The sequence below is a fragment of the Planococcus sp. VCh962 genome, from assembly GCF_057748275.1.
The window spans coordinates 1,261,176-1,283,272 of the sequence record NZ_JBYLHS010000001.1 but is presented as its reverse complement, the minus strand read 5'-3'; the positions used below and the strand labels follow the sequence as shown (position 1 = coordinate 1,283,272).

General features: G+C 45.7%; 18 protein-coding genes and 1 other annotated feature. Of the genes, 16 read left to right on the top strand and 2 right to left on the bottom strand.

The genetic code is table 11. The features are described 5' to 3' along the window. The first annotated feature begins 100 nt into the window (after positions 1–100). The 14 genes from clpX (at position 101) to AC3AQ9_RS06425 (ending at position 17,112) form a co-directional block, all read left to right on the top strand. Positions 101–1,372: an ATP-dependent protease ATP-binding subunit ClpX gene (gene clpX, locus AC3AQ9_RS06490; protein WP_488306609.1), complete on the top strand. Its 1,272-nt coding sequence runs from the start codon at positions 101–103 to the stop codon at positions 1,370–1,372. Positions 1,373–1,757: 385 nt separating this feature from the next. After that, complete coding sequence (lon, locus tag AC3AQ9_RS06485; protein WP_488306608.1) at positions 1,758–4,085, top strand: endopeptidase La; 2,328 nt, start codon at positions 1,758–1,760, stop codon at positions 4,083–4,085. Then, positions 4,082–4,663 carry a ribosome biogenesis GTP-binding protein YihA/YsxC gene (gene yihA / locus AC3AQ9_RS06480; protein WP_488306607.1) on the top strand — a complete coding sequence of 194 codons (582 nt, stop codon included), beginning with the start codon at positions 4,082–4,084 and terminating at the stop codon, positions 4,661–4,663. Before lon ends, yihA begins: the two co-directional genes overlap by 4 nt. Before the next feature lie 413 nt (positions 4,664–5,076). Then, positions 5,077–6,447 carry a glutamyl-tRNA reductase gene (gene hemA / locus AC3AQ9_RS06475; RefSeq protein ID WP_488306606.1) on the top strand — a complete coding sequence of 457 codons (1,371 nt, stop codon included), beginning with the start codon at positions 5,077–5,079 and terminating at the stop codon, positions 6,445–6,447. Positions 6,448–6,532: 85 nt separating this feature from the next. Beyond that, entirely contained in the window at positions 6,533–7,363 is an 831-nt protein-coding gene (ccsA, locus tag AC3AQ9_RS06470; RefSeq protein WP_488306605.1) for a cytochrome c biogenesis protein CcsA, read from the top strand. A 17-nt stretch (positions 7,364–7,380) separates the two neighbouring features. Then, a complete protein-coding gene (gene hemC / locus AC3AQ9_RS06465; protein WP_488306604.1) occupies positions 7,381–8,310 on the top strand; it encodes a hydroxymethylbilane synthase in 930 nt (309 codons plus the stop codon). Continuing rightward, positions 8,303–9,001, top strand: a complete 699-nt coding sequence (locus tag AC3AQ9_RS06460; protein ID WP_488306603.1) for a uroporphyrinogen-III synthase — start codon at positions 8,303–8,305, stop codon at positions 8,999–9,001. Before hemC ends, AC3AQ9_RS06460 begins: the two co-directional genes overlap by 8 nt. Further along, the gene (gene hemB, locus AC3AQ9_RS06455) at positions 9,001–9,981 is read left to right on the top strand and encodes a porphobilinogen synthase (protein ID WP_488306602.1); all 981 of its coding nucleotides are present in this window, start codon (positions 9,001–9,003) and stop codon (positions 9,979–9,981) included. The genes AC3AQ9_RS06460 and hemB overlap by 1 nt, the downstream gene beginning before the upstream one ends. After that, entirely contained in the window at positions 9,981–11,267 is a 1,287-nt protein-coding gene (gene hemL, locus AC3AQ9_RS06450; RefSeq protein WP_488306601.1) for a glutamate-1-semialdehyde 2,1-aminomutase, read from the top strand. Before hemB ends, hemL begins: the two co-directional genes overlap by 1 nt. A 299-nt stretch (positions 11,268–11,566) precedes the next feature. After that, on the top strand, positions 11,567–12,616 hold the full coding sequence (locus AC3AQ9_RS06445) for an AbrB family transcriptional regulator (RefSeq protein ID WP_488306600.1): 1,050 nt from the start codon (positions 11,567–11,569) through the stop codon (positions 12,614–12,616). A gap of 22 nt (positions 12,617–12,638) precedes the next feature. Further along, positions 12,639–12,860 (top strand) — a binding site (T-box leader). Between the two features lie 71 nt (positions 12,861–12,931). Then, positions 12,932–15,583 (top strand): valine--tRNA ligase, encoded by a 2,652-nt coding sequence (locus AC3AQ9_RS06440; RefSeq protein WP_488306599.1) that lies wholly within the window; start codon positions 12,932–12,934, stop codon positions 15,581–15,583. Between the two features lie 270 nt (positions 15,584–15,853). After that, a complete protein-coding gene (locus AC3AQ9_RS06435; protein WP_488306598.1) occupies positions 15,854–16,435 on the top strand; it encodes a TetR/AcrR family transcriptional regulator in 582 nt (193 codons plus the stop codon). Positions 16,436–16,454: 19 nt separating this feature from the next. After that, positions 16,455–16,796 carry a DMT family transporter gene (locus AC3AQ9_RS06430; protein ID WP_488306597.1) on the top strand — a complete coding sequence of 114 codons (342 nt, stop codon included), beginning with the start codon at positions 16,455–16,457 and terminating at the stop codon, positions 16,794–16,796. A 1-nt stretch (position 16,797) separates the two neighbouring features. Beyond that, positions 16,798–17,112, top strand: a complete 315-nt coding sequence (locus tag AC3AQ9_RS06425) for a DMT family transporter (protein WP_488306596.1) — start codon at positions 16,798–16,800, stop codon at positions 17,110–17,112. A 274-nt stretch (positions 17,113–17,386) separates the two neighbouring features. Here the strand turns inward: AC3AQ9_RS06425 and AC3AQ9_RS06420 are convergent, their stop codons facing one another. Both AC3AQ9_RS06420 and AC3AQ9_RS06415 read right to left on the bottom strand, forming a co-directional pair. Further along, positions 17,387–18,178: an ATP-grasp domain-containing protein gene (locus tag AC3AQ9_RS06420; RefSeq protein WP_488306595.1), complete on the bottom strand. Its 792-nt coding sequence runs from the start codon at positions 18,176–18,178 to the stop codon at positions 17,387–17,389. After that, positions 18,175–19,038: an ATP-grasp domain-containing protein gene (locus AC3AQ9_RS06415; protein ID WP_488306594.1), complete on the bottom strand. Its 864-nt coding sequence runs from the start codon at positions 19,036–19,038 to the stop codon at positions 18,175–18,177. Before AC3AQ9_RS06415 ends, AC3AQ9_RS06420 begins: the two co-directional genes overlap by 4 nt. A gap of 73 nt (positions 19,039–19,111) precedes the next feature. Here AC3AQ9_RS06415 and AC3AQ9_RS06410 point away from each other — a divergent pair, with 73 nt between their 5' ends. Together AC3AQ9_RS06410 and AC3AQ9_RS06405 are read left to right on the top strand one after the other, a co-directional pair. Next, positions 19,112–20,308, top strand: a complete 1,197-nt coding sequence (locus AC3AQ9_RS06410) for a bifunctional folylpolyglutamate synthase/dihydrofolate synthase (protein WP_488306593.1) — start codon at positions 19,112–19,114, stop codon at positions 20,306–20,308. A gap of 47 nt (positions 20,309–20,355) precedes the next feature. Then, positions 20,356–22,059 (top strand): sensor domain-containing diguanylate cyclase, encoded by a 1,704-nt coding sequence (locus AC3AQ9_RS06405; protein ID WP_488306592.1) that lies wholly within the window; start codon positions 20,356–20,358, stop codon positions 22,057–22,059. Positions 22,060–22,097 lie beyond the last annotated feature (38 nt).

The following is a 22,097-nucleotide window of genomic DNA, read 5'->3' as shown; positions in this document are numbered from 1 at the left end:
AATTCGATTACATAAAAAGCTTTCTCTTTGTCGCAATTCTAATTAGTTGCTACAATAAGCATAATCTTGTAAGATAATGGCTTGAATAGGGGTGAATACATTGTTTAAATTCAATGACGAAAAAGACCATTTAAAATGTTCATTTTGTGGAAAACCACAAGAACAGGTTCGCAAACTGGTTGCAGGACCAGGCGTATATATTTGTGACGAATGTATTGAGCTCTGCACGGAAATCGTAGAAGAAGAGCTTGGTACGGAAGAAGCAGTCGAGTTTAAAGAAGTGCCAAAACCGAAAGAGATTTTGGATATTCTTAACGGTTATGTAATCGGCCAGGAAAGAGCTAAAAAATCGTTGGCTGTTGCTGTTTACAATCATTACAAACGCGTTAATTCCAATAGCAAGATCGATGACGTCGAGTTGTCGAAATCAAATATCGTATTAATCGGACCAACGGGGAGCGGTAAAACTTTGCTTGCCCAGACTTTGGCCCGCATTCTGAATGTGCCGTTTGCCATCGCCGATGCTACTTCTTTGACAGAAGCAGGATATGTCGGTGAAGACGTTGAAAACATTTTATTGAAACTGATCCAGGCAGCTGATTACGATGTGGAACGTGCGGAAAAAGGCATCATTTATATCGATGAAATCGATAAAGTGGCGCGCAAATCCGAAAATCCGTCCATCACTCGTGATGTTTCAGGCGAAGGGGTTCAGCAAGCGTTATTGAAAATTCTGGAAGGCACAACTGCCAGCGTTCCACCGCAAGGCGGCCGCAAGCATCCGCATCAGGAGTTCATTCAAATCGACACAACGAATGTATTATTCATCGTGGGTGGCGCATTTGATGGAGTTGAACAAATCATCAAACGCCGTTTGGGCAATAAAGTCATCGGTTTCGGTGCTGACCCGAACAAAGAAGAGTTGGATGATAAGTCATTGCTTAGCCAGCTGATTCCGGAAGATTTGCTGAAGTTCGGTTTGATTCCTGAATTTATCGGCCGTTTGCCTGTATTGGCAAGCCTCGAGCAATTGGATGAGAATGCGCTGGTACAGATTTTGACTGAACCGAAAAACGCATTGATCAAACAATACCAAAAAATGATGGAACTTGATGATGTAGAATTGACGTTCGAAGAAGATGCTTTGGTTGAAATTGCGAAATTGGCAATTGAACGCAAAACCGGAGCCCGCGGACTTCGTTCGATTATTGAAAACATCATGCTTGAAGTCATGTTCGACTTGCCTTCACGTGAAGATATTGTTGAATGCGTCATTACGAAAGAAACGGTAACGAATAACGAATTGCCGAGACTCATCTTAGAAGATGGCTCTGAATACGATGAAAAAGACAACGAAAAAACATCCGCATAAAGTGAAACTTCACTTAGCGGTGAAGCCGCTAAGTGTTAGTTGAACCAATCGGACCGTTAGGGGCAGTTTTACTGCCCATTGGTCGGGTAAAGTGAAACTTCACGAAAAGGCGAAACCGCTGAGTGTTAGTTGAACCAATCGGATCGCTAGGGGCAGTTTTACTGCCCGTTGGGGTCGGGTAAAGTGAAACTTCACGCATAGGTGAAACCGCTGAGTGTTAGTTGAACAATCGGCCTTCAATGGCAAAGCTTACGAATAAAGTAAGTGTAGCTGGCTGTTGAAGTGGGTAAAGAAAGGATGATACGGGCTGACTCTGATCGTGCACATCCGCGCGTTAGGGTCAGCTTGTTTTTTTGATGAAAATAATCGGAGGTGCAACTCCCAGATGGCTAAAAGAAAAGTAAGTAAACGTGTACCGTTATTGCCGCTACGAGGGCTCCTCGTATTCCCGACAATGGTACTTCATATTGATGTTGGCCGTGAACGTTCAGTGGCTGCATTAGAACAAGCCTTGCTTGAAGACAATATTGTCTTTTTGGCGACCCAAAAAGAAATGAGCGTCGAACAGCCTGAAAAAGATGATCTGCAAAAAATCGGGACCTTGGCTTATGTCAAACAAATGCTGAAATTGCCGAATGGCACAATCCGTGTTCTTGTTGAAGGCCTGGAACGTGGCCAGTGGAAAAACTACGAAGAAGATGAAAATTACACGGTAGTAGAAGTCACTTCGTTCCCTGATGAAACGGAACGCACGGCTGAACAGGATGCTTTAATGCGCATGCTGCTCGAGCATTTTGAGAAATACGCGAAAGCTTCCAAAAAAGTATCAACTGAAACGTTTAACACGGTGGCAGATATAGAGGAGCCAGGCCGTTTAGCGGATATGGTCGCTTCCCATTTGCCGTTGAAAGTGAACGAAAAACAGGAAGTGCTGGAAACATTTGATGTCAACAAGCGCTTAGAGATGCTGATTACCCGCCTTCACAATGAACAAGAAGTAATTGATCTTGAAAAACGTATTACGCAGCGTGTGAAAAAAGCGATGGAACAAACGCAAAAAGAATTTTATTTGCGTGAACAAATGAAAGCGATCCAGACAGAACTGGGCGATAAAGACGGAAAATCCGGTGAAATCGTTGATTTGCGTAAACGCATCGAAGACGCGGGCATGCCGGAATCGACCGAAAAAGCAGCCCTAAAAGAGTTGGACCGCTACGAGAAATTGCCCTCAGCTGCGGCAGAAAGCGGCATTATCCGCAATTATCTTGAATGGCTGGTGACCATTCCTTGGTCGGAAGCGACAGAAGACCGCTTGGATATCAAATATGCGGAAGAAGTGCTTGACCGTGACCACGATGGACTTGAAAGCGTCAAAGAACGGGTGCTTGAATACCTGGCTGTCCAGCAGATGACCAATTCACTGCGCGGCCCGATTCTTTGTTTAGTCGGACCTCCTGGTGTGGGGAAAACTTCATTGGCAAAATCCATTGCTGAATCGCTTGACCGTAAATTTGTCCGCGTTTCGCTTGGCGGCGTACGGGATGAATCTGAAATACGCGGACACCGACGGACGTATGTCGGGGCTATGCCAGGACGCATCATCCAAGGGATGAAACGGGCTGGCACCATCAATCCGGTTTTCCTATTGGATGAAATCGATAAGATGTCGAATGATTTCCGCGGCGACCCATCGTCGGCAATGCTCGAAGTGCTGGATCCTGAACAGAACAATTCATTCAGCGACCATTATATTGAAGAAACTTATGATTTATCAAATGTCCTTTTTATTGCGACAGCGAATGATTTAAGCACCATTCCAGGACCTCTTCGCGACCGTATGGAAGTCATCACGATTGCCGGGTATACAGAAGCGGAAAAACAAACGATTGCAAAAAATCATTTGGCTCCAAAGCAATTGAAAGAACATGGCTTGAATGAAGACCAGCTCGAATTTGAAGAAGACGCTTTGCTGAATATTGTCCGCTACTACACACGTGAAGCGGGTGTCCGCGGCTTGGAACGCCAAATTGCTTCGATTTGCCGGAAAGTGACCAAGCAGATTGTTGCAGGCGAAAAAGAGAAAGTGGTCGTTACTGCAGATGCAGTCGAGGACTATCTCGGAAAACGAAAATTCCGCTATGGCATGGCAGAAACCGTCAACCAAGTCGGAGTTGCTACAGGACTTGCTTATACCACAGTAGGCGGCGATACGCTTCAAATTGAAGTGTCCCTGTCTCCGGGCAGCGGCAAATTGCAGTTGACTGGTAAACTAGGGGATGTCATGAAGGAATCGGCGCAAACCGCTTTGTCATTTGTCAGAGCGCGGGCAGAATCCCTTGGCATTGATCCGAATTTCCATGAGTCGCAGGATATTCATATCCACGTTCCGGAAGGCGCAGTTCCAAAAGATGGACCTTCAGCGGGCATTACAATTGCCACTGCTTTAGTGTCTGCCTTATCGAAACGCCCGATCCGCCGGGAAGTCGGCATGACCGGGGAAATTACACTCCGCGGACGCGTATTGCCAATCGGCGGAGTCAAAGAAAAAACATTGAGCGCTCACCGTGCCGGATTGAAAACGATCATCCTGCCGCTCGACAACGAGCGGGATATCGAAGACATTCCAGAAAGTGTCCGCGAAGCATTGACGTTCAAACTCGTTTCTCAAGCGGATGAAGCGCTTGAAATCGCATTAGAAGGAGTAAACGAATGATTGTCAATAATGTAGAACTTGTTATCAGTGCCGTCCGCCCGGATCAATATCCCGAAGACGGCTTACCGGAATTTGCTTTAGCAGGGCGTTCGAACGTCGGAAAATCGTCGTTCATCAATAAAATGATCGGCCGCAAAAGCATGGCGCGCATTTCCTCGAAACCGGGGAAAACGCAGACGCTGAACTTTTATAAAATAGAAGAGAAATTATTTTACGTCGATGTTCCAGGCTATGGCTATGCGAAAGTATCCAAGACGGAACGTGAAGCATGGGGCAAAATGATTGAACGCTATATTACGGGCCGCGAGGAATTGCGTGCGGTGATCCAAATCGTCGATCTTCGCCATCCGCCAAGCAAAGACGATATCGCAATGTATGACTTTATGAAGCATTACGATATTCCGTGCATCATTATTGCTACAAAAGCGGATAAGATCCCGAAAGGCAAATGGGAAAAGCATAAAAAGATAGTCCGCCAGACACTCGAAATGGATAAGAACGATCCATTGATCGTGTTTTCATCCGAAACAGGTCTTGGGAAAGATGTGGCTTGGGCGGAAATCGAAAAAAGAATGTAACGAACATGAAGCACAGCTCCGGCTGTGCTTTTTTTGTGGGGATTTTTTAAAAGGACAAGGCTTGTGCAATCAGTTTTTAGCTTTGGGGTGTTGAGGAGGCAAGTATCCAGGAGAGCATAGAATGGGTGAGTTACAACCATTCAACGATGAATTACAACGAATCGGACAGGAATTAAGACCTTTTCATGCCGAGTTACGACCAACTCCAACTTCTTGACGCACGCAAGTTCTCTCACTATTTCGACTAAGAGCGTTATGCTTGTTAGAGGGGTTTCGCTTTGATAAACTTAGTTTATAATAATTATAAATAAACATACTTTCATTGCTTGTTCACAATTTTAAAGGCTTACACCGGCAAGAAAGTGGTATACTTATTTATATTGAAATATGAACGTGAAAGGTGTTTTGATCCCATGCATACATTAGTAGTCGGGGTGAATTATCGCTCTGCACCTGTGGAAATCCGAGAAAAGCTTTCATTCATCGAAGCAGAACTGCCACAGGCCATGCAAGCGTTAAAAGAACAAAAAAGCATATTGGAGAATGTCATCGTGTCGACTTGCAACCGGACGGAAATCTATGCGGTGGTGGATCAGCTTCACACTGGACGTTATTATGTGAAGCAATTTTTGGCGGATTATTTCGGAATCCCCCAAGAATCGTTGTCCCAGTATTTATTTGTCCATGAACAGCAAGAAGCGGTTGAGCATTTATTCCGTGTGACTGCCGGCATTGATTCAATGGTGCTTGGTGAAACACAGATTCTCGGCCAAGTAAGAAACAGCTTTCTTGCCGGACAGGAATACGGTACGACGGGTACAGTATTCAATCAGTTGTTCAAGCAAGCTGTGACGCTGGCGAAACGCGCACATTCTGAAACAGCAATCGGCGAAAACGCAGTTTCTGTTTCCTATGCAGCGGTTGAACTGGGCAAGAAAATTTTCGGCACGCTGAAAAACAAACATGTCGTTATTTTAGGTGCGGGCAAAATGGGCGAACTGGCCATCAAGAACTTGCAGGGTAGCGGTGCTGACAATGTGACGGTTATTAACCGTACATTTGAAAAAGCTGAAGATTTGGCTCGTAAGTTCAACGGACATGCGATTCCAATGAATCAACTGCAATGCGCGCTTCTTGATGCGGACATTCTGATTTCTTCCACAGGTGCTACAGATTATGTCATCGACTTTGAATTGATGCAGTATGTGGAAAAACTTCGCAAAGGCAAGCCATTATTCATGGTGGACATTGCTGTTCCGCGCGATGTAGATCCGCGTATTGGGGATTTATCTAATGTATTTTTATATGATATCGATGATATGCAAGGAATTGTGGAAGCGAACCTTGCTGAACGTGAACGGGCAGCAGGGCAAATCATGACGATGATTGACCAGGAGACACACCAGTTTAACGACTGGTTGGCGACACTTGGAGTAGTTCCGGTGATTTCTGCATTGCGCCAGAAGGCACTGAACATCCAAGCGGAAACAATGGCGAGCATTGAAAACAAAATGCCTGACTTGACTGACCGTGAAAAGAAAATATTGAACAAGCATACAAAGTCGATCATCAACCAATTGCTGAAAGAACCAATTCTGCAGGCGAAAGAAATGGCCGGATCATCCAACTCGTATGAGAAGCTTGAGCTGTTCCAGCAGATTTTCGGCATTGAAGATGAGGTTGAAGCGGAAGTCAATAAACAAATGAGCGCTCCGCAAACCAAGGCGGCTAAAAACATAGAACAGACCAAACAAAAACAAGAAACTCCCGGATATTCATTTTAAGCTTTCTGAAAGAGGCGTTTTCGAATCTATATGCTAAAATGTAGATGCGGAAACGCCTTTAATTATGGAGACGAAGGGGAATGGGATGGCTGATATAACAATGGCAAGGCTGCACGAAGCTATGGTTATTCTATATGCTGTCAGCCTTGTTTTTTATTTTATCGATTACTTATATAAAGAGAAAAAAGCAAGCCGCATCGCCATGACATTGCTCGGTGTTGTATGGGTCCTGCAAACGGTGTTTCTGGTCATGTATATTATCGAGACACAGCGCTTCCCAATACTGACGCTGTTTGAAGGGATTTATTTTTATGCCTGGCTGTTGGTGACCCTGTCACTGGTTTTGCGGATTTTCTACCGCTTTGATTTTGCCGTATTTTTCATCAACATCATTGGATTCATCTTTATGACGATCCATACATTTGCGCCGGTCCAGATCGAAAAATCTCCAGTCGGGCAAGACCTTGTATCGGAATTATTATTTATCCATATCACATTCGCGATTCTATCATACGTGGCATTTTCCTTGTCTTTTGTTTTTTCAGCGCTGCATATGATACTTTACCGCTTGCTGAAAAAGAAAAAATGGACAAAGCAATGGAGCAATTTGCCGTCGCTCGGTCAAACGGAGATTGGCATGACGATTTCGATCCTCGTTGGAATTTCGCTATTGTTCGTGTCACTGGTATTAGGCCTGCAATGGGCTTATATTTCACTGGCGGAATTCTCGCTGCTTGATTTTAAAATCATCGGATCATTCATTTTGCTGATCGTCTACAGCGTCGTGCTGTATCGCCACCGCAAAGGCACGATGAACGGCATGTCCTATGCCATGGCCCATATTTATGCGTTTTTATTGTTATTGATCAACTTCTTTTTAGGAAGCCGGCTATCTGAATTTCATTTTTGGTATTAAGGAAAGGTAGGATTCATTTGAGAAAAATTATTGTAGGTTCACGAAGAAGCAAGCTTGCGTTAACGCAGACAAATCAATTCATCGAAAAACTGAAAGCGTCAGGAGCGCCATTTGAATTTGAGATTAAAGAAATCGTTACAAAAGGTGACCGCATTCTGGACGTGACACTTTCCAAAGTCGGTGGCAAAGGGCTATTTGTAAAAGAAATCGAGCAAGCGTTGCACGATAAAGAAATTGATTTCGCTGTTCACAGCATGAAAGATATGCCATCGGTTTTGCCTGAAGGCTTTGTCATCGGCTGTGTGCCTGAACGTGAAGACCCGCGCGATGCGTTTATTTCGAATAACCATGTGAAATTCATGGATCTTCCTGTAGGAGCGGTTGTTGGTACAAGCAGTTTGCGCCGCAGTTCTCAATTGCTGTTGATGCGCCCAGACCTGGACATCCAATGGATCCGAGGCAACATCGATACACGTTTGGAAAAATTGAAATCAGGTGAATTTGATGCAATCCTTCTTGCAGCTGCCGGCCTTAAACGGATGGGCTGGAAAGACGAAATTGTAACGGAATTCCTGGAAGTGGATGAATGCCTGCCAGCAATCGGCCAAGGTGCACTTGGCATTGAATGCCGAGAAGACGATGTAGAATTGCTTGCAGCATTGGCAAAAGTCAACGACGAGAATACAGCATTGGCGGTTACGGCAGAACGTAAATTCCTAAAAGACATGGATGGCAGCTGCCAAGTGCCGATTGCCGGCTATGCGACAGTGGATAATGGCGAAATTTCATTTACCGGCCTGATTTCATCACCGGATGCCGACGAAATCTTCAAAGAATCCATCATCAGCCGCGACCCGATCGAAGCAGGGCGTACGGTGGCTGAACGCATCAGCTCACAAGGCGGCTATGAATTGATCCAAAAAGTTAAAGCTGAGAACCATGTTTGATCCTGATTTCCCATTAAAGGGCGAAACGATTGTTTTTACGGGCTCCAATCAGCCGGAAGAAGCGGTTGCGCTTGTTGAAAAACTTGGCGGCAAGCCCTTGTATTGCCCACTTATAGAAACTTCAGTCCGGCAGTCGCAACTGCCGGATTTCGAATGTTACGACTGGTTGATTTTCACAAGCGCAAACAGTGCGGAAGCGTTTTGCCAATTGCATATGGCAACGCACGCAAAAATCGCCGCCGTTGGAGAAAAGACAGCGGAAGTGCTTGAACAGCATGGCTATCAAGTGAGCTTTATGCCGACTGTCTACAGCGCGGATGTATTTGTGCAGGAATTCCCTGAAGTTGCCGGCGAAGCCACGTGTTTATTCATTAAAGGCTCACTTGCCAGAAACACCATCGCATCGATGCCGATGAAGGTGGATGAATGGATTATTTATGAGACCACCTTTAAAATAGAGAATGCCGAGAAATTAAAAGCCTTGAACGGGGTAACCGTGATATTTGCCAGCCCTTCAGCTGTTTCCGCTTACCGGGAAGCAGGCGGGGACTGGTCTGGAATCCGGGTTGCTGCCATCGGGCATGTTACGGAGAACGCCATCCGCCAAGAAGGCGGAAGCGTCGACTTTATTCCTGAGAAATATACGTATACCGAAGTCATCAACGAAATCGTGAAAGGAAGTTTTAAATAATGAATGAATTGAATTTCAACCGCGGACGCCGCTTGCGCACATCTGCGAATCTCCGCTCAATGGTCCGTGAAACCAGCTTGCAAAAAGAAGATTTCATTTACCCGATTTTTGTCGTAGAAGGCGAAAACGTCAAAGAAGAAATTTCTTCAATGCCGGGTGTGTTCCATTTTTCATTGGACAGACTGGGTGAAGAACTTGATGAAGTGGTCGGACTGGGCATTCCATCCGTTATTCTTTTCGGTGTGCCGAACGAAAAAGATGCTGTCGGAACACAAGCTTACCACGATCACGGCATTACACAGGAAGCCATCCGTTTTGCGAAAGAACGCCATCCGGACCTTGTGGTCATCGCTGATACTTGCCTATGCCAGTATACAGACCATGGACATTGCGGAGTCATTGAAAACGGCGTGATCTTAAATGACGAGTCGCTGGACCTATTGGCACGCACAGCTGTGTCGCAAGCGAAAGCAGGGGCTGACATCATTGCACCATCAAACATGATGGACGGTTTTGTGGCAGCAATCCGCTTCGGGCTTGACCAGGCTGGCTTTGAAAACACGCCGATCATGAGTTACGGTGTGAAGTATGCATCAGCTTATTACGGACCGTTCCGTGAAGCGGCTCATTCAACGCCGCAATTCGGTGACCGCAAAACTTATCAAATGGATCCGGCAAACCGCTTGGAAGCACTTCGTGAAGCAACTTCCGATATCGAAGAAGGCGCGGATTTCATGATTGTAAAACCGGCACTTTCTTATTTGGACATCATCCGCGAAGTACGCGACAATTTTGATATTCCGATTGTTGCTTACAACGTTTCAGGAGAATACGCCATGGTCAAAGCTGCTGCTTTGAATGGCTGGGTGGACGAGAAGAAAATGGTTCTTGAAACGTTGCTTAGCATGAAACGGGCAGGGGCAGATATCGTGATGACGTACCACGCAAAAGACGCGGCACGTTGGTTGGAGGAGAAATAATGGGATACGAAAAATCGATTGCAGCATTTGAAGAAGCTAAAAAATTAATGCCGGGCGGTGTCAACTCGCCGGTTCGCGCATTCAAATCAGTCAATATGGATCCGATCTTTATGGCTTCCGGCAGCGGAGCCACGATCACTGATATCGATGGCAATACGTACATCGACTATGTCTTATCATGGGGACCGCTGATTTTGGGTCATTCTCATCCGGGAGTCGTCAAGGCGATCCAGGAAGTGGCGGTATCCGGAACGAGCTTCGGCGCTCCGACTTTGCTGGAAAACAAATTGGCGAAACTGGTCATGGAACGTGTGCCTTCAATTGAAATGGTCCGCATGGTTTCTTCCGGCACAGAAGCGACAATGAGTGCTTTGCGTGTGGCTCGCGGCTATACAGGCCGCAGCAAAATCCTGAAATTTGAAGGCTGCTACCACGGCCATGCCGACAGCTTGCTGATCAAAGCAGGATCAGGCGTTGCGACATTGGGCTTGCCGGACTCACCAGGCGTTCCGGAATCAGTCGCGAAAAACACCATCACTGTTCCTTATAACGACCTTGAAAGCGTGCGTTTGGCATTCAAGGAATTCGGGGACGATATTGCCGCTGTCATCGTAGAACCAGTGGCAGGCAATATGGGGGTTGTTCCTCCGAGCGAAGGCTTCTTGCAGGAATTGCGCAACTTGACGCATGAAGCGGGAACGGTTCTGATCTTCGATGAAGTCATGACTGGATTCCGCGTCGGCTATAACTGCGCACAAGGCCATTTCGGTGTAACGCCGGATATGACTTGCCTTGGAAAAGTGATCGGCGGCGGACTGCCGGTCGGAGCATTCGGCGGCAAGCGTGAAATCATGCAGCAAGTGGCGCCAAGCGGCTCGATTTACCAGGCAGGCACTTTGTCCGGTAACCCGCTAGCGATGACTGCAGGCTACGAGACATTATCCCGTCTAAACGAAGAAACGTACGAAACTTTCGTGAAACGCGGCGATCAGCTGGAAGCCGGATTCCGTGCTGCAGCTGAAAAATACAATATCCCGCACACTGTGAACCGTGCAGGCTCGATGATCGGCTTCTTCTTTACGAATGAACCTGTCGTTGACTTCGCATCAGCGAAAACATCGGATACCGAATTGTTTGCAGACTACTACCGTTTGATGGCAGAAGAAGGCATTTTCCTGCCGCCTTCCCAGTTTGAAGGCATGTTCTTGTCTTCAGCGCATACGGAAGAGCATATCGCGAAAACAGTGGAGGCATTCCATACCGTGTTTGCTAAGTTAGCTAGATAAGTGAGAGAAGACCCAGCCATTTTGATGGCCGGGTCTTTTTTTTGCGGATTTTGGGAGTGAGTGATCATAGAGGTGAATTGAGTGCTCATAGAATCACAGGAGTGATCATAGAAGTGGGTTAAGTGATCATAGAAGTAAGTGGAGTGCTCATAGAACCCAAAAATGTGCTCATAGACTTTCCCGGATCTCATACAGCCGGTTCTGAACGAAGTTTTTATTCCAAATCAGAAGATTTTACCCGCTTAATGAGATAACATGGAATTAATTAATGTTTCGTATAACGAAAGGAAGGTGAGCGGATGTACATATTTTTCAGAACGGCATTGATTGCTGTCTTGTCGGGTTGGCTGTTTGAAGCAGCGGGCATGTTTTTGCCATGGTTGCTGGGCCCGATGTTTACGCTGTTGCTGGTCAGCCAATTTACCAAAATGGAATTGTATTGGCCAAAATCTCTGCGGACAGCAGGACTTGTGCTGCTGGGTGTCCAGATTGGCTCTTCGTTTACGCGCGATGCGGTTTTATTGATGTGGTTCGATTTGCCGTATATGGCGTTCATGACACTATCCGTTGTGGCATTGTCCATCTTGCTCGGGCTGCTGTTCAAAAAGATGGTCAATGAAAGCCTGGCGACGAGCTTGCTGGGATCCATTCCGGGAGGGCTTGCACAGATGGTGGTCATTGCGGAAGATGTGAAATCTGCAAACATCACAGTGGTGACGATGATGCAGACCATCCGCATTTTCATGGTTGTCACAATCGTTCCGTTTCTGACGGTATTTCTGACAGGCAGGGAGCAGGGCGAACTGGCTGAGCAGTTATTCACTTTTGCTCCAGTGGCGGTACTTGCCGGCCTGGTTGCCGGTTTGCTGCTGTATTTCGGAATGAAACGGATCGCTTTCCCAGCTGCGGAACTCCTGGCACCGATTTTGACACTGGCCATTGTCCAGACGGTGACAGGCGATATTTTAATCGACATGCCATATTGGCTTATCGCGATTGCGCAAATTTGCATCGGCGCCAATCTCGGACTGCAGATGGAACAAATCGGCGATAAGCTGACTTTCCGTTTAGGCGCAGCGATTGTCCTCAATAATGTGCTGCTCATCAGTTTTACGGTATTCATCGCGTACATCCTGACCAATTGGCTGCCGAACTATATTTTCCTAGATTTCTTTTTAAGTGCGGCGCCTGGCGGCATAGCGGAAATGGCGATTACGGCGCTGGCGACTGGCGGGGATGTAGCACTCATCACCAGCTTTCAATTGTTCCGGCTGTTTTTTATTCTGCTGATAGCATCTCCGATCGTCACTTACATTGTCAAAAGACTTGACGCTAAAAGCGGAATTTGAGTATAATGAACGAAAGTATATATTTGATGCATTGATGAGGATAGTAAAATGTGCGTACATTTCAGAGAGAAAACCGAGTGGTGAGAGGTTTTCATGAACAATCATTTGAATGTCACCTCGGAGCAGTTCCCGTGAAATTCGAGTAGCGGAAACCGGATGTGAAATCCGTTATCGAACTTGAGAGCCAGGTTTATTTTGACTTGTGCATAAAGGTGGTACCGCGAACAACTCCTTCGTCCTTTTACAGACGAAGGGGTTTTTTTATTTTCCGGGAAAACCTTCTCTCAAGGCAACATATAAAAAGGAGGAATTTCAATGACTGAACAAATCCCGACAACCCAACAAATGCCGACGAAGTACGATCCGCAATCGATTGAAAAAGGACGCTACGAGTGGTGGATTGATAACAAATTTTTTGAAGCAAAACCTGAAAGCGGCAAAACGCCGTATACCATTGTGATTCCGCCGCCGAACGTTACCGGTAAATTGCACCTGGGCCATGCTTGGGATACAACGCTTCAAGACATCATGACGCGCATGAAACGCATGCAGGGCTTTGACGCTTTATGGCTGCCTGGCATGGACCATGCCGGCATCGCTACTCAGGCGAAAGTTGAAGGCAAGCTGAAAGAAGAAGGGAAGTCCCGCTATGATTTAGGGCGCGAGAAATTCCTCGAAGAGTCGTGGAAATGGAAAGATGAGTACGCCGGACATATCCGCCAGCAATGGTCGAAATTAGGTCTGGGCCTTGATTACTCACGCGAGCGCTTTACGCTGGATGAAGGCTTGTCGAATGCCGTTAAAGAAGTATTTGTTAAGCTGTACGAGAAAAAATTGATTTACCGCGGCAAATACATCATCAACTGGGATCCGGCAACAAAAACCGCGATTTCCGATATTGAAGTTATTTACAAAGACGTACAAGGCGCGTTTTACCATATGCGTTATCCGCTGACAGACGGTTCTGGGCATATTGAAATTGCGACGACCCGTCCCGAAACGATGCTTGGCGATACAGCGGTAGCAGTTCACCCGAAAGATGAACGCTACCAGCACTTGATCGGAAAAACGGTAACATTGCCGATTATCGGCCGCGAAATGGAAATTGTTGCAGATGATTATGTAGACATGGAATTCGGAAGCGGTGCAGTGAAGATCACACCGGCTCACGACCCGAACGACTTTGAAATCGGTAATCGCCATAACTTAGAGCGCGTACTGATCATGCACGAAGATGGCACGATGAACGAAAACGCCGGCAAATACGAAGGCATGGACCGCTTCGAATGCCGCAAGCAAATCGTTAAAGACCTGCAGGAAATGGATGTTTTATTCAAAATCGAAGAGCATTTGCATTCAGTTGGGCATTCAGAACGCAGCGGGGCTGTAGTTGAGCCGTATCTGTCGACGCAATGGTTTGTTGATATGAAGCCGCTTGCGCAGCAGTCGGTTGATCTGCAAAAAGGCGAAAACGGCGTTAATTTCGTTCCGGACCGTTTTGAAAAAACCTATTTGCACTGGATGGAAAACATCCGTGACTGGTGTATTTCTCGCCAACTGTGGTGGGGCCATCAGATTCCGGCTTGGTACCATAAAGAAACCGGTGAAATTTACGTAGGAATGGAAGCGCCGGCGGATGCCGACAACTGGACACAGGACGAAGACGTTCTCGATACATGGTTCTCTTCTGCATTATGGCCATTCTCGACACTTGGCTGGCCGGAAGACAGCGATGATCTGAAACGCTATTACCCGACAGACGCCTTAGTAACGGGCTACGACATCATCAATTTCTGGGTATCACGCATGATTTTCCAGGCGCTTGAATTTACGGGTGAAAAACCATTTAAAGACGTATTGATCCACGGACTGGTTCGTGACGCCGAAGGACGCAAAATGTCGAAATCGCTTGGCAATGGTGTTGATCCGATGGATGTTATCGCTGAATACGGAGCGGATTCGCTTCGCTACTTCCTGGCAACTGCATCATCTCCAGGACAGGACCTTCGCTTCTCGATGGAAAAAGTCGAGAGCATCTGGAACTTTGCCAATAAAATCTGGAATGCTTCCCGTTTCGCATTGATGAATATGGACGGCATGACATATGAAGAAATCGATCTTTCCGGCAAACGCTCTGTTGCGGATTCATGGATCTTGACTCGTTTGAATGAAACCATCGAACAAGTGACAAGCCTAGCTGAACGCTACGAGTTCGGTGAAGTGGGCCGTTCGCTTTATAACTTCATCTGGGATGACTTCTGTGACTGGTACATCGAGATGGCGAAACTGCCATTATACGGTGAAGACGAAGATGCGAAGAAAATGACGCGTTCGGTTCTTGCTTACGTACTCGACAACACGATGCGCTTATTGCACCCGTTCATGCCATTCATCACAGAAGAAATCTGGCAGAACCTACCGCATCAAGGCGATTCCATCACAGTAGCCGCTTGGCCGACTGTAGATGAGTCGCTGACAGACCAAAGCCAGTCGACCAGCATGAAGCTGTTGATGGACATCATCACTGCGGTTCGCACGATCCGTGCGGAAGTTCAGTCGCCGATGAGCAAGAAAGTGCCATTAACGATTTCAGCGAAAGACGCTGAAACACACGCAGTTCTTGAAGCGAACGCCGCTTATATCGAGCGTTTCTGCAACCCGGAAACTTTGACGATAGGCCAGAACATCGAAGCACCGGAAAAATCGATGTCAGCCGTTGTATCAGGTGCCGAGCTGTTCATGCCGCTTGAAGGCTTGATCGATGTAGAAGCAGAACTGGCCCGTTTGAATAAAGAACTTGAAAAATGGGCAAAAGAAGTCAAGCTTGTTCAAGGCAAACTATCAAACGAACGCTTTGTTTCCAAAGCGCCGGAAGCGGTAGTTGCAGAAGAACGCAAAAAAGAAGCCGACTATTTGGAGAAACACGCAACAGTCGAAAAACGCATGGTTGAATTGCAGAATCTATAAAAAGACAGCCGCTTCTCTTCGGAGGAGCGGCTTTTTGTATGCCTAAAACATGGGGGGAATCAAAGTGGCTGACTCTATCGGTGTTTTGAACCACTCCAATCAGTGTTTCTAGCATTTTAATCAGTGTTATGAACGTTCCTATCGGCGTTTCTGCACTTTCAATCGGCATTTCACCTATTCCGATCGACATTTCAAAACGGACCCTCTTCAATTGACATCAAAAATGAGGCGTGTTATATTTACCTTACGAACGGTCGGGAGGGTGATAATGTGACTGAGCAACAATTAAAAGAAGCCGCATTGAACCGCTTTGCGGAACATGGTTACGATGGAACTTCAATGGCGCATATCGCTGATGATGTCGGCATCAAAAAGCAATCCATTTATACGTATTTTAAAGGAAAAGATGAGCTTTTCCTTCAAGTGTTCCACGAAGTGATGGAAAATGAAGTAAATACTGTTATCGAGTTTATTGAACAGAACAAAGCTCGATCGATTGAAGACTTCTTGTATGATTTCCTGGTGCACCATAAAAAGCGCTATGAACAAAACGCGGATACCAAGTTTTGGCTGCGTATTTCGTTTTTTCCGCCAGCGCATCTTTACGAAGAAGTCATGAAAAATGTCTATGCCTACCTGGACAAGATGGAAGAGCTGCTCGAACCGATCATGGAAAAAGCGGTAAGTGAAAAACAGCTCAGCGGAACCATCGATGTTCAACGGGCAACGGCTGCTTTTCTAGGTGTGCTGGACGGGATATTTGTGGAAATGCTTTACGGGGGACCAGAACGGTTGAATAAAAGATTGGATGCTTCCTGGCATTATTTTTGGCGCGGAGTTTCAAAAGATTAATGAAAGTTGAGGAATAGATATGAATAAGCATTGGATGCTCGTCATCATTGCAGGGATAATTGAAATACTATGGGCGGTCGGATTGAAGTACGCCTCTAGTTGGATAGCATGGGCGCTCGTTGCCGTTCTCATTTATGTTTCATTCGTCGTGTTGTTAAAAGCTTTGGAAAAAGTGCCGGTAGCTACAGCTTACGCGGTGTTTACTGGAATTGGGACAGCTGGGACAGTCATCGTGGAAATACTTGTATTCGGAGAACCATTCAGTTGGACGAAGGTATTTTTCATTAGCTTATTGCTGATGGGCGTCATCGGACTGAAGCTGGTTACCGCAGATCCCGACAAGAAAGAAGAGGTAATGTAACATGGCTTGGATTTACTTGATATTAGCTGGCTGTTTTGAAGTATTAGGGGTAATAGGAATGAACCGGGTGGTCAAATACAAGACGCTTGAGTCGTATATCATTTTGGTCGGTGGATTCGTGGTCAGTTTCAGTTTGCTTGGCTTAGCGATGCAAACCTTGCCGATGGGCTTGTCGTACGCTGTCTGGACAGGCATCGGCACCGTCGGCGGCACGCTTGTCGGCATGTTCATCTATGGCGAATCAAAAGACTGGAAACGTATCGGGTTTATTGCCATGATTGTGGCAGCCGTAATCGGTTTGAAACTGACTTCTTAATAAAAATAGGAAAACGCTCCTGAATGAAAATCAGGAGCGTTTTTATTTTAATTTCAAATCATCTCAATAAAATTCACTTTGTGGAAAACTTATATAAATAAAATTATGTTATGCAAAATAATGCCGCCTTTATCGGCGTTTCTGGAGTCTCTATCGACGTTTCCCCAGTTTCAATCGGTGTTTCAACGACTCTTATCGACGTTTCACCGATTTCAATCGGTGTTTCAAAAAAATTAAGCAAAATAATAAATAAAAAGCGGCCTGCCCAAATGTTCTATTCCTTCTTTGTCCAGAAAGGCCGTTCTCTTTCAATTTTCTTCAAATGTTCGACCAGCAGTTCAGCTATGTTCTCTTCATGCGTTTCATAAAAAGACCGCGCGCCGACTGGATCTTCGATTTCATTGAACAAATGCCGTCCGTCCGGCAACAGCAAGAAATCAATTCCAATATAGTCGCTATTCAGCGCCCGCGCAATTCGCAGCACATCTTTTTCCTGTGCCGCCGACACGACGTATTTCTCTGCCGAACCGCCGAGCGAGTAATTGGCTTTAAATGAATCGGCAGAACTCCGTTTAACAGCGCCAACCACTTTATTGCCAATCACATAAACCCGCACATCTGCCGTATGTTCCACGACCGGTTGGAAGATGAGCGAATCTGATTTGAACGAAATCTCATCCAGAGAGCTGACTATTTCCACTTCAGCACCGCCGTGGCCGTCCGTCGATTTCACAACACAAGGAAATTCCGGAGCTTCCCGGAAAGTCGGAACTACTGGCACACCAAGCATCAGCATCATTTGAAAGCTCTGCCATTTGTCATTCGCCACGCGATTTACTTCCGCCCGGTTCACCACAAAAATACCTCGGTCTTCCAAGAAGCGGGCAGCAGCCGGCCGGCGCACACGGAACAGCACAAGCTCCCCTGAAAGTTTCGAGACCAATTGTTCCAGTCCATCGCCAGTCCAATCATCCCATTCCACCAGACGAACATCGCCAAAGTTCTGCAGTTCCCGGATAAAGCCGGCATTCCGCCGCGCATCCGCCGTTTCATACAAAACAATCATTGCAAGTCCTCCAGTATATAGGCGATCATGGCATCGGCTACGTTGACGCCTGTTACATTTAGGATATTCCGGATATGGGCCGCCGCATTCACTTCGCAGACAAGCGGCTGCTCATTCGCATCAAACAGCAAATCCACTCCGGCAAACACCGCTCCAACAGCTTCTGCTGCATCCAGCGCCATTTTCTTCTGGGCTTCCGTCAAATCAATCGGAGAGGCGATTCCGCCATTGGTGATGTTCGCCCGGAAATCTGTTTCAGAATGGCGGTACATCGCCGCTACGATTTCACCGCCGACAATATTCACCCGGATGTCGCGGCCTCGGCTGGAGGCGATGAATTCCTGGAACACAAAATCGATGCCGCGCAGCGATTCGACTTTCTGATAAAATTCCGTTTCATTTTCAATCAAATAAACTTTCATCCCGAAGGAGCCATGGCCTTCTTTAATGATCATCGGAAACGTTAATCTCTCGATGACCCGTTCAAAATAACCCGATTCCAAAATGGAGAAGTTGGGATATACTTTCGGCGCTACAATCGTTCTCGGCATGGGCAAGCCTGCAGCAGCTAAACGGATATATTGGGTAGCTTTGTTGTCGCATAAATCGATGATGGCGGGATCGTTATATACCGGAACGCCGCGGCTTTTCAAGAAGTATCCGAGCAGGATATCTTTATCCAGCAAAACCGCAAAGTCCGGCATTTCTGCATCGTTCTTCAGATCCATCACGATGTCGTAATTCTTCATTATAAGGACAGTTATTCCGGCGCGTTCTGCCGCTTCAGCAACAAGGCGCGCCTGGTCCGCAAATTTATCGGAAACCAAACTCCCGTTGTAAATCACCCAACATGTTTTCATTTCTACTCCACCTTCATGCTATAATTATACTTAAAAAAGTGTATCACGTTTAACGCGGAAAGGAGGCTATATAATGATAAATGGACTCGACATCTATAAAAAGAAATGGAATATCCACACCGATTCATCGATCAAGCCAGGCTTAGAGGCCATTACGGCCGCATTAGCAGAATTAAACAATCCACACCAAAAAGGATACTTTATACATATAGCTGGCACGAACGGAAAAGGTTCGACCGGTGCTTTTCTGACTGCCATCTTGCGGAAGCATGGCATGACCGTCGGCAATTTCTTCTCACCGAACATAGAAGATTTGCACGATCAAATTCAAGTGGACGGAAAAGCAGTGACCGAAGAAGAGATGGACCTCGCAATGGCCCGTTTGTCGAAACTGGAAACGCCATTGACGGATTTTGAATTGCTGACAGCTGCGGCTTTTTTGATTTTCGAGCAAAAAAAGCCGGACATCACAATTATTGAAGCAGGAATGGGAGGGAGGTATGACAGTACTAATGTCATCAACCCGGAACTTGCCATCATCACCTCAATTTCATATGAGCACACAAATTTTCTTGGCGATACACTGGAAATTATTGCTTGGCATAAAGCAGGCATTATAAAAAAATGGAAACCAATAATTATTGGAAAGCTTCCAGAGGAAGCCAGACAAGTCATTGAAAATGAAGCGAAAATGCAGCATGCAGAATTGATTTTGCCCGAAAAGCAAATCGATATTGAATTGAAATTAAAAGGCAGGCATCAGAAAGAAAATGCCAAACTGGCTCTTGAAGCAGCAAAAGAGATTCTTCTATTGAAGTTTAATCATGATTTGGCAGAAAAAGCGATGGCTGCTGCCACCATCCCGTTTCGCTTTGAAGAAATTTATCCGAATCTTATCTTGGACGGAGCCCATAACGAAGAAAGCGTCAAAGCATTGGTGGAAACGATCAAAGATCTATATCCCGGCAGATCCATCCATATTGTCATGGGCATTCTGAAAGATAAAGAGTATAAAAAAATTCTGCGGTTGCTGGAAACTGTCAGCGATCATTTCACGTTTGTTGACTTTGAAAACGAAAGGGCATTGTCAGCGAAAATTTTGTTTTCAGAAAATAGAAGTAAAATAAAGACAATTTTAAAATATTATGATATATTACCTGTACCGAATAAAAATGAAGTGACAATAGTCACAGGATCTCTCTATTTATTGGCAAATATACGAAGAAATCATTTCGAAATGTTTGAAAACTATCGCAAACATACATACTAATTATAAAAACTAATCATAAATGCTAATCAATTTGGGGAGCTGATGGAATGGGTGCTATAAGCAATAGAAAAACGATACTTTGGGCTTTATGGCTTGTGCTTGTACCGCCCGGCTTGTTCTTGATCTATCAAACTTTTCCTCCTCCTCAAATTGACCCTTGGCATTTAACCGCCTATATTCTCTTTTTTGTCATCACTTGCTTGATGCCGATGAACATCAATGGGGCATCAACTTATCTGGTTCAGTGGGTGACAATAGCTGTATTCTTAAAATACGGAATATTCATTGAAATCTTAATTTCCCAGCTGACCATGCTGATCGTATTAACCAGGAGCCGGACCAACGAACCTCTTTCCATGCGCATTCCTTTCAATTCCATGATGTTTTTCATGATCTCATGTTGTTCGGGGCTTGCTTATTTGGCAGCAGGCGGCCAGATTGGCTCACTCAACTTGGTCCATATTATATTTTACGGATTGATTTTCCAGATCGTTTCAGTCACTTCCAATCAAATCATCTATTACTCCTACGACCGCATAACGGGAAGTGAGGCGAAGTTCTTTTCAGTTGATGCCATGTGGGATTTTGCATTGACCCTTCTCGTGTTTCCATATGCCATCGCTTTGTACATTTCAGAAGCTTATATCGGAATTCCGGCATTATTGCTGCTGGGCATTCCATTCCTCATCATGACGGCTGTCATGAAAATGTATAACAACTCCGAGCAAATCAACAGCGATTTGAAAAAGGCAGGGGAGATCGGCCATCAGCTGGCAGCCCGGCTATCAACAGACGAAGTGCTCGACCAGTTTGTCATCCGGGTATCCGAGATGTTTAAAGCGGATTATGCCTATGTCATTGACTACCGCGAAGGCAATCTGCTGATGCTGCGGATGTTTGAAAACCAGGAGTTCCAGAAATCTGCTGTTCCGCCGGTCCGCTATAACAAAGGAATAGCTGGAAATGTCATTGTTACCAATACACCGGTCATTTTTAAAAAGAAAAGCGAATGGAAAGATATCGTCACTGGATATATTCCCATCGATACAGAAAGCATCATGTGTACGCCGATTGCCCGCAACAATAAAATCGAAGGCATTCTATTGCTGGCTTCCCGCAAAAAATACGCCTTTGCCAATCACCAATTAAAAATCCTGGATATTTTAAGCACTTATTTTGCCGTCTCGCTTGAAAAAGCAGGATATGTCCAAAAAGCCATCGCCAAGAGCGAACGCTGTGGATTGACTAAATTATATAATTACCGTTATCTGGATGAAACTCTTGAAAAGAGCATGGAAAAATTGAAGTTAGGAAAAATCGAGAATTTATCGCTTGTTATGATTGATATCGATTACTTTAAAGGCATTAACGATAAATATGGCCATCAAAGCGGAAATGATATTTTAATTGGACTTGCACGGGTCTTGGAAGCGGAAGTCGGAAATGAAGGCATTGTCGCACGGTATGGCGGCGAAGAATTCGTCATCCTGTTTGAGAATTACAGCAAAGACCTGGCTCTCTTATTTGCAGAATCCCTCCGCCAGAAAATTGAAAAGCATCGTTTCCTGATACAAAGAGATCTGGATCAGGAACGCACCGTAGAAAATGTCCAAATTACGTTAAGCATCGGTGTATCAACAGCGCCTGATGACAGCGACGAACCGAATGCTTTAATCCGCAATGCGGACCGCGCATTGTATATCGGGGCGAAACAAGCTGGGCGAAACAAAGTAGCTGCATACGTAAAATAAGGCTGTGAAATGAGAAATCACTCATTTCACAGCCTTTT

Coding starts and splice junctions, on each gene's coding strand:
- lon (WP_488306608.1), top strand. CDS start 1,758: ATGGCTAAAAGAAAAGTAAGTAAACGTGTACCGTTATTGCCGCTACGA.
- yihA (WP_488306607.1), top strand. CDS start 4,082: ATGATTGTCAATAATGTAGAACTTGTTATCAGTGCCGTCCGCCCGGAT.
- hemA (WP_488306606.1), top strand. CDS start 5,077: ATGCATACATTAGTAGTCGGGGTGAATTATCGCTCTGCACCTGTGGAA.
- ccsA (WP_488306605.1), top strand. CDS start 6,533: ATGGCTGATATAACAATGGCAAGGCTGCACGAAGCTATGGTTATTCTA.
- AC3AQ9_RS06460 (WP_488306603.1), top strand. CDS start 8,303: ATGTTTGATCCTGATTTCCCATTAAAGGGCGAAACGATTGTTTTTACG.
- hemB (WP_488306602.1), top strand. CDS start 9,001: ATGAATGAATTGAATTTCAACCGCGGACGCCGCTTGCGCACATCTGCG.
- hemL (WP_488306601.1), top strand. CDS start 9,981: ATGGGATACGAAAAATCGATTGCAGCATTTGAAGAAGCTAAAAAATTA.
- AC3AQ9_RS06445 (WP_488306600.1), top strand. CDS start 11,567: ATGTACATATTTTTCAGAACGGCATTGATTGCTGTCTTGTCGGGTTGG.
- AC3AQ9_RS06440 (WP_488306599.1), top strand. CDS start 12,932: ATGACTGAACAAATCCCGACAACCCAACAAATGCCGACGAAGTACGAT.
- AC3AQ9_RS06430 (WP_488306597.1), top strand. CDS start 16,455: ATGAATAAGCATTGGATGCTCGTCATCATTGCAGGGATAATTGAAATA.
- AC3AQ9_RS06425 (WP_488306596.1), top strand. CDS start 16,798: ATGGCTTGGATTTACTTGATATTAGCTGGCTGTTTTGAAGTATTAGGG.
- AC3AQ9_RS06420 (WP_488306595.1), bottom strand. CDS start 18,178: ATGATTGTTTTGTATGAAACGGCGGATGCGCGGCGGAATGCCGGCTTT.
- AC3AQ9_RS06415 (WP_488306594.1), bottom strand. CDS start 19,038: ATGAAAACATGTTGGGTGATTTACAACGGGAGTTTGGTTTCCGATAAA.
- AC3AQ9_RS06410 (WP_488306593.1), top strand. CDS start 19,112: ATGATAAATGGACTCGACATCTATAAAAAGAAATGGAATATCCACACC.
- AC3AQ9_RS06405 (WP_488306592.1), top strand. CDS start 20,356: ATGGGTGCTATAAGCAATAGAAAAACGATACTTTGGGCTTTATGGCTT.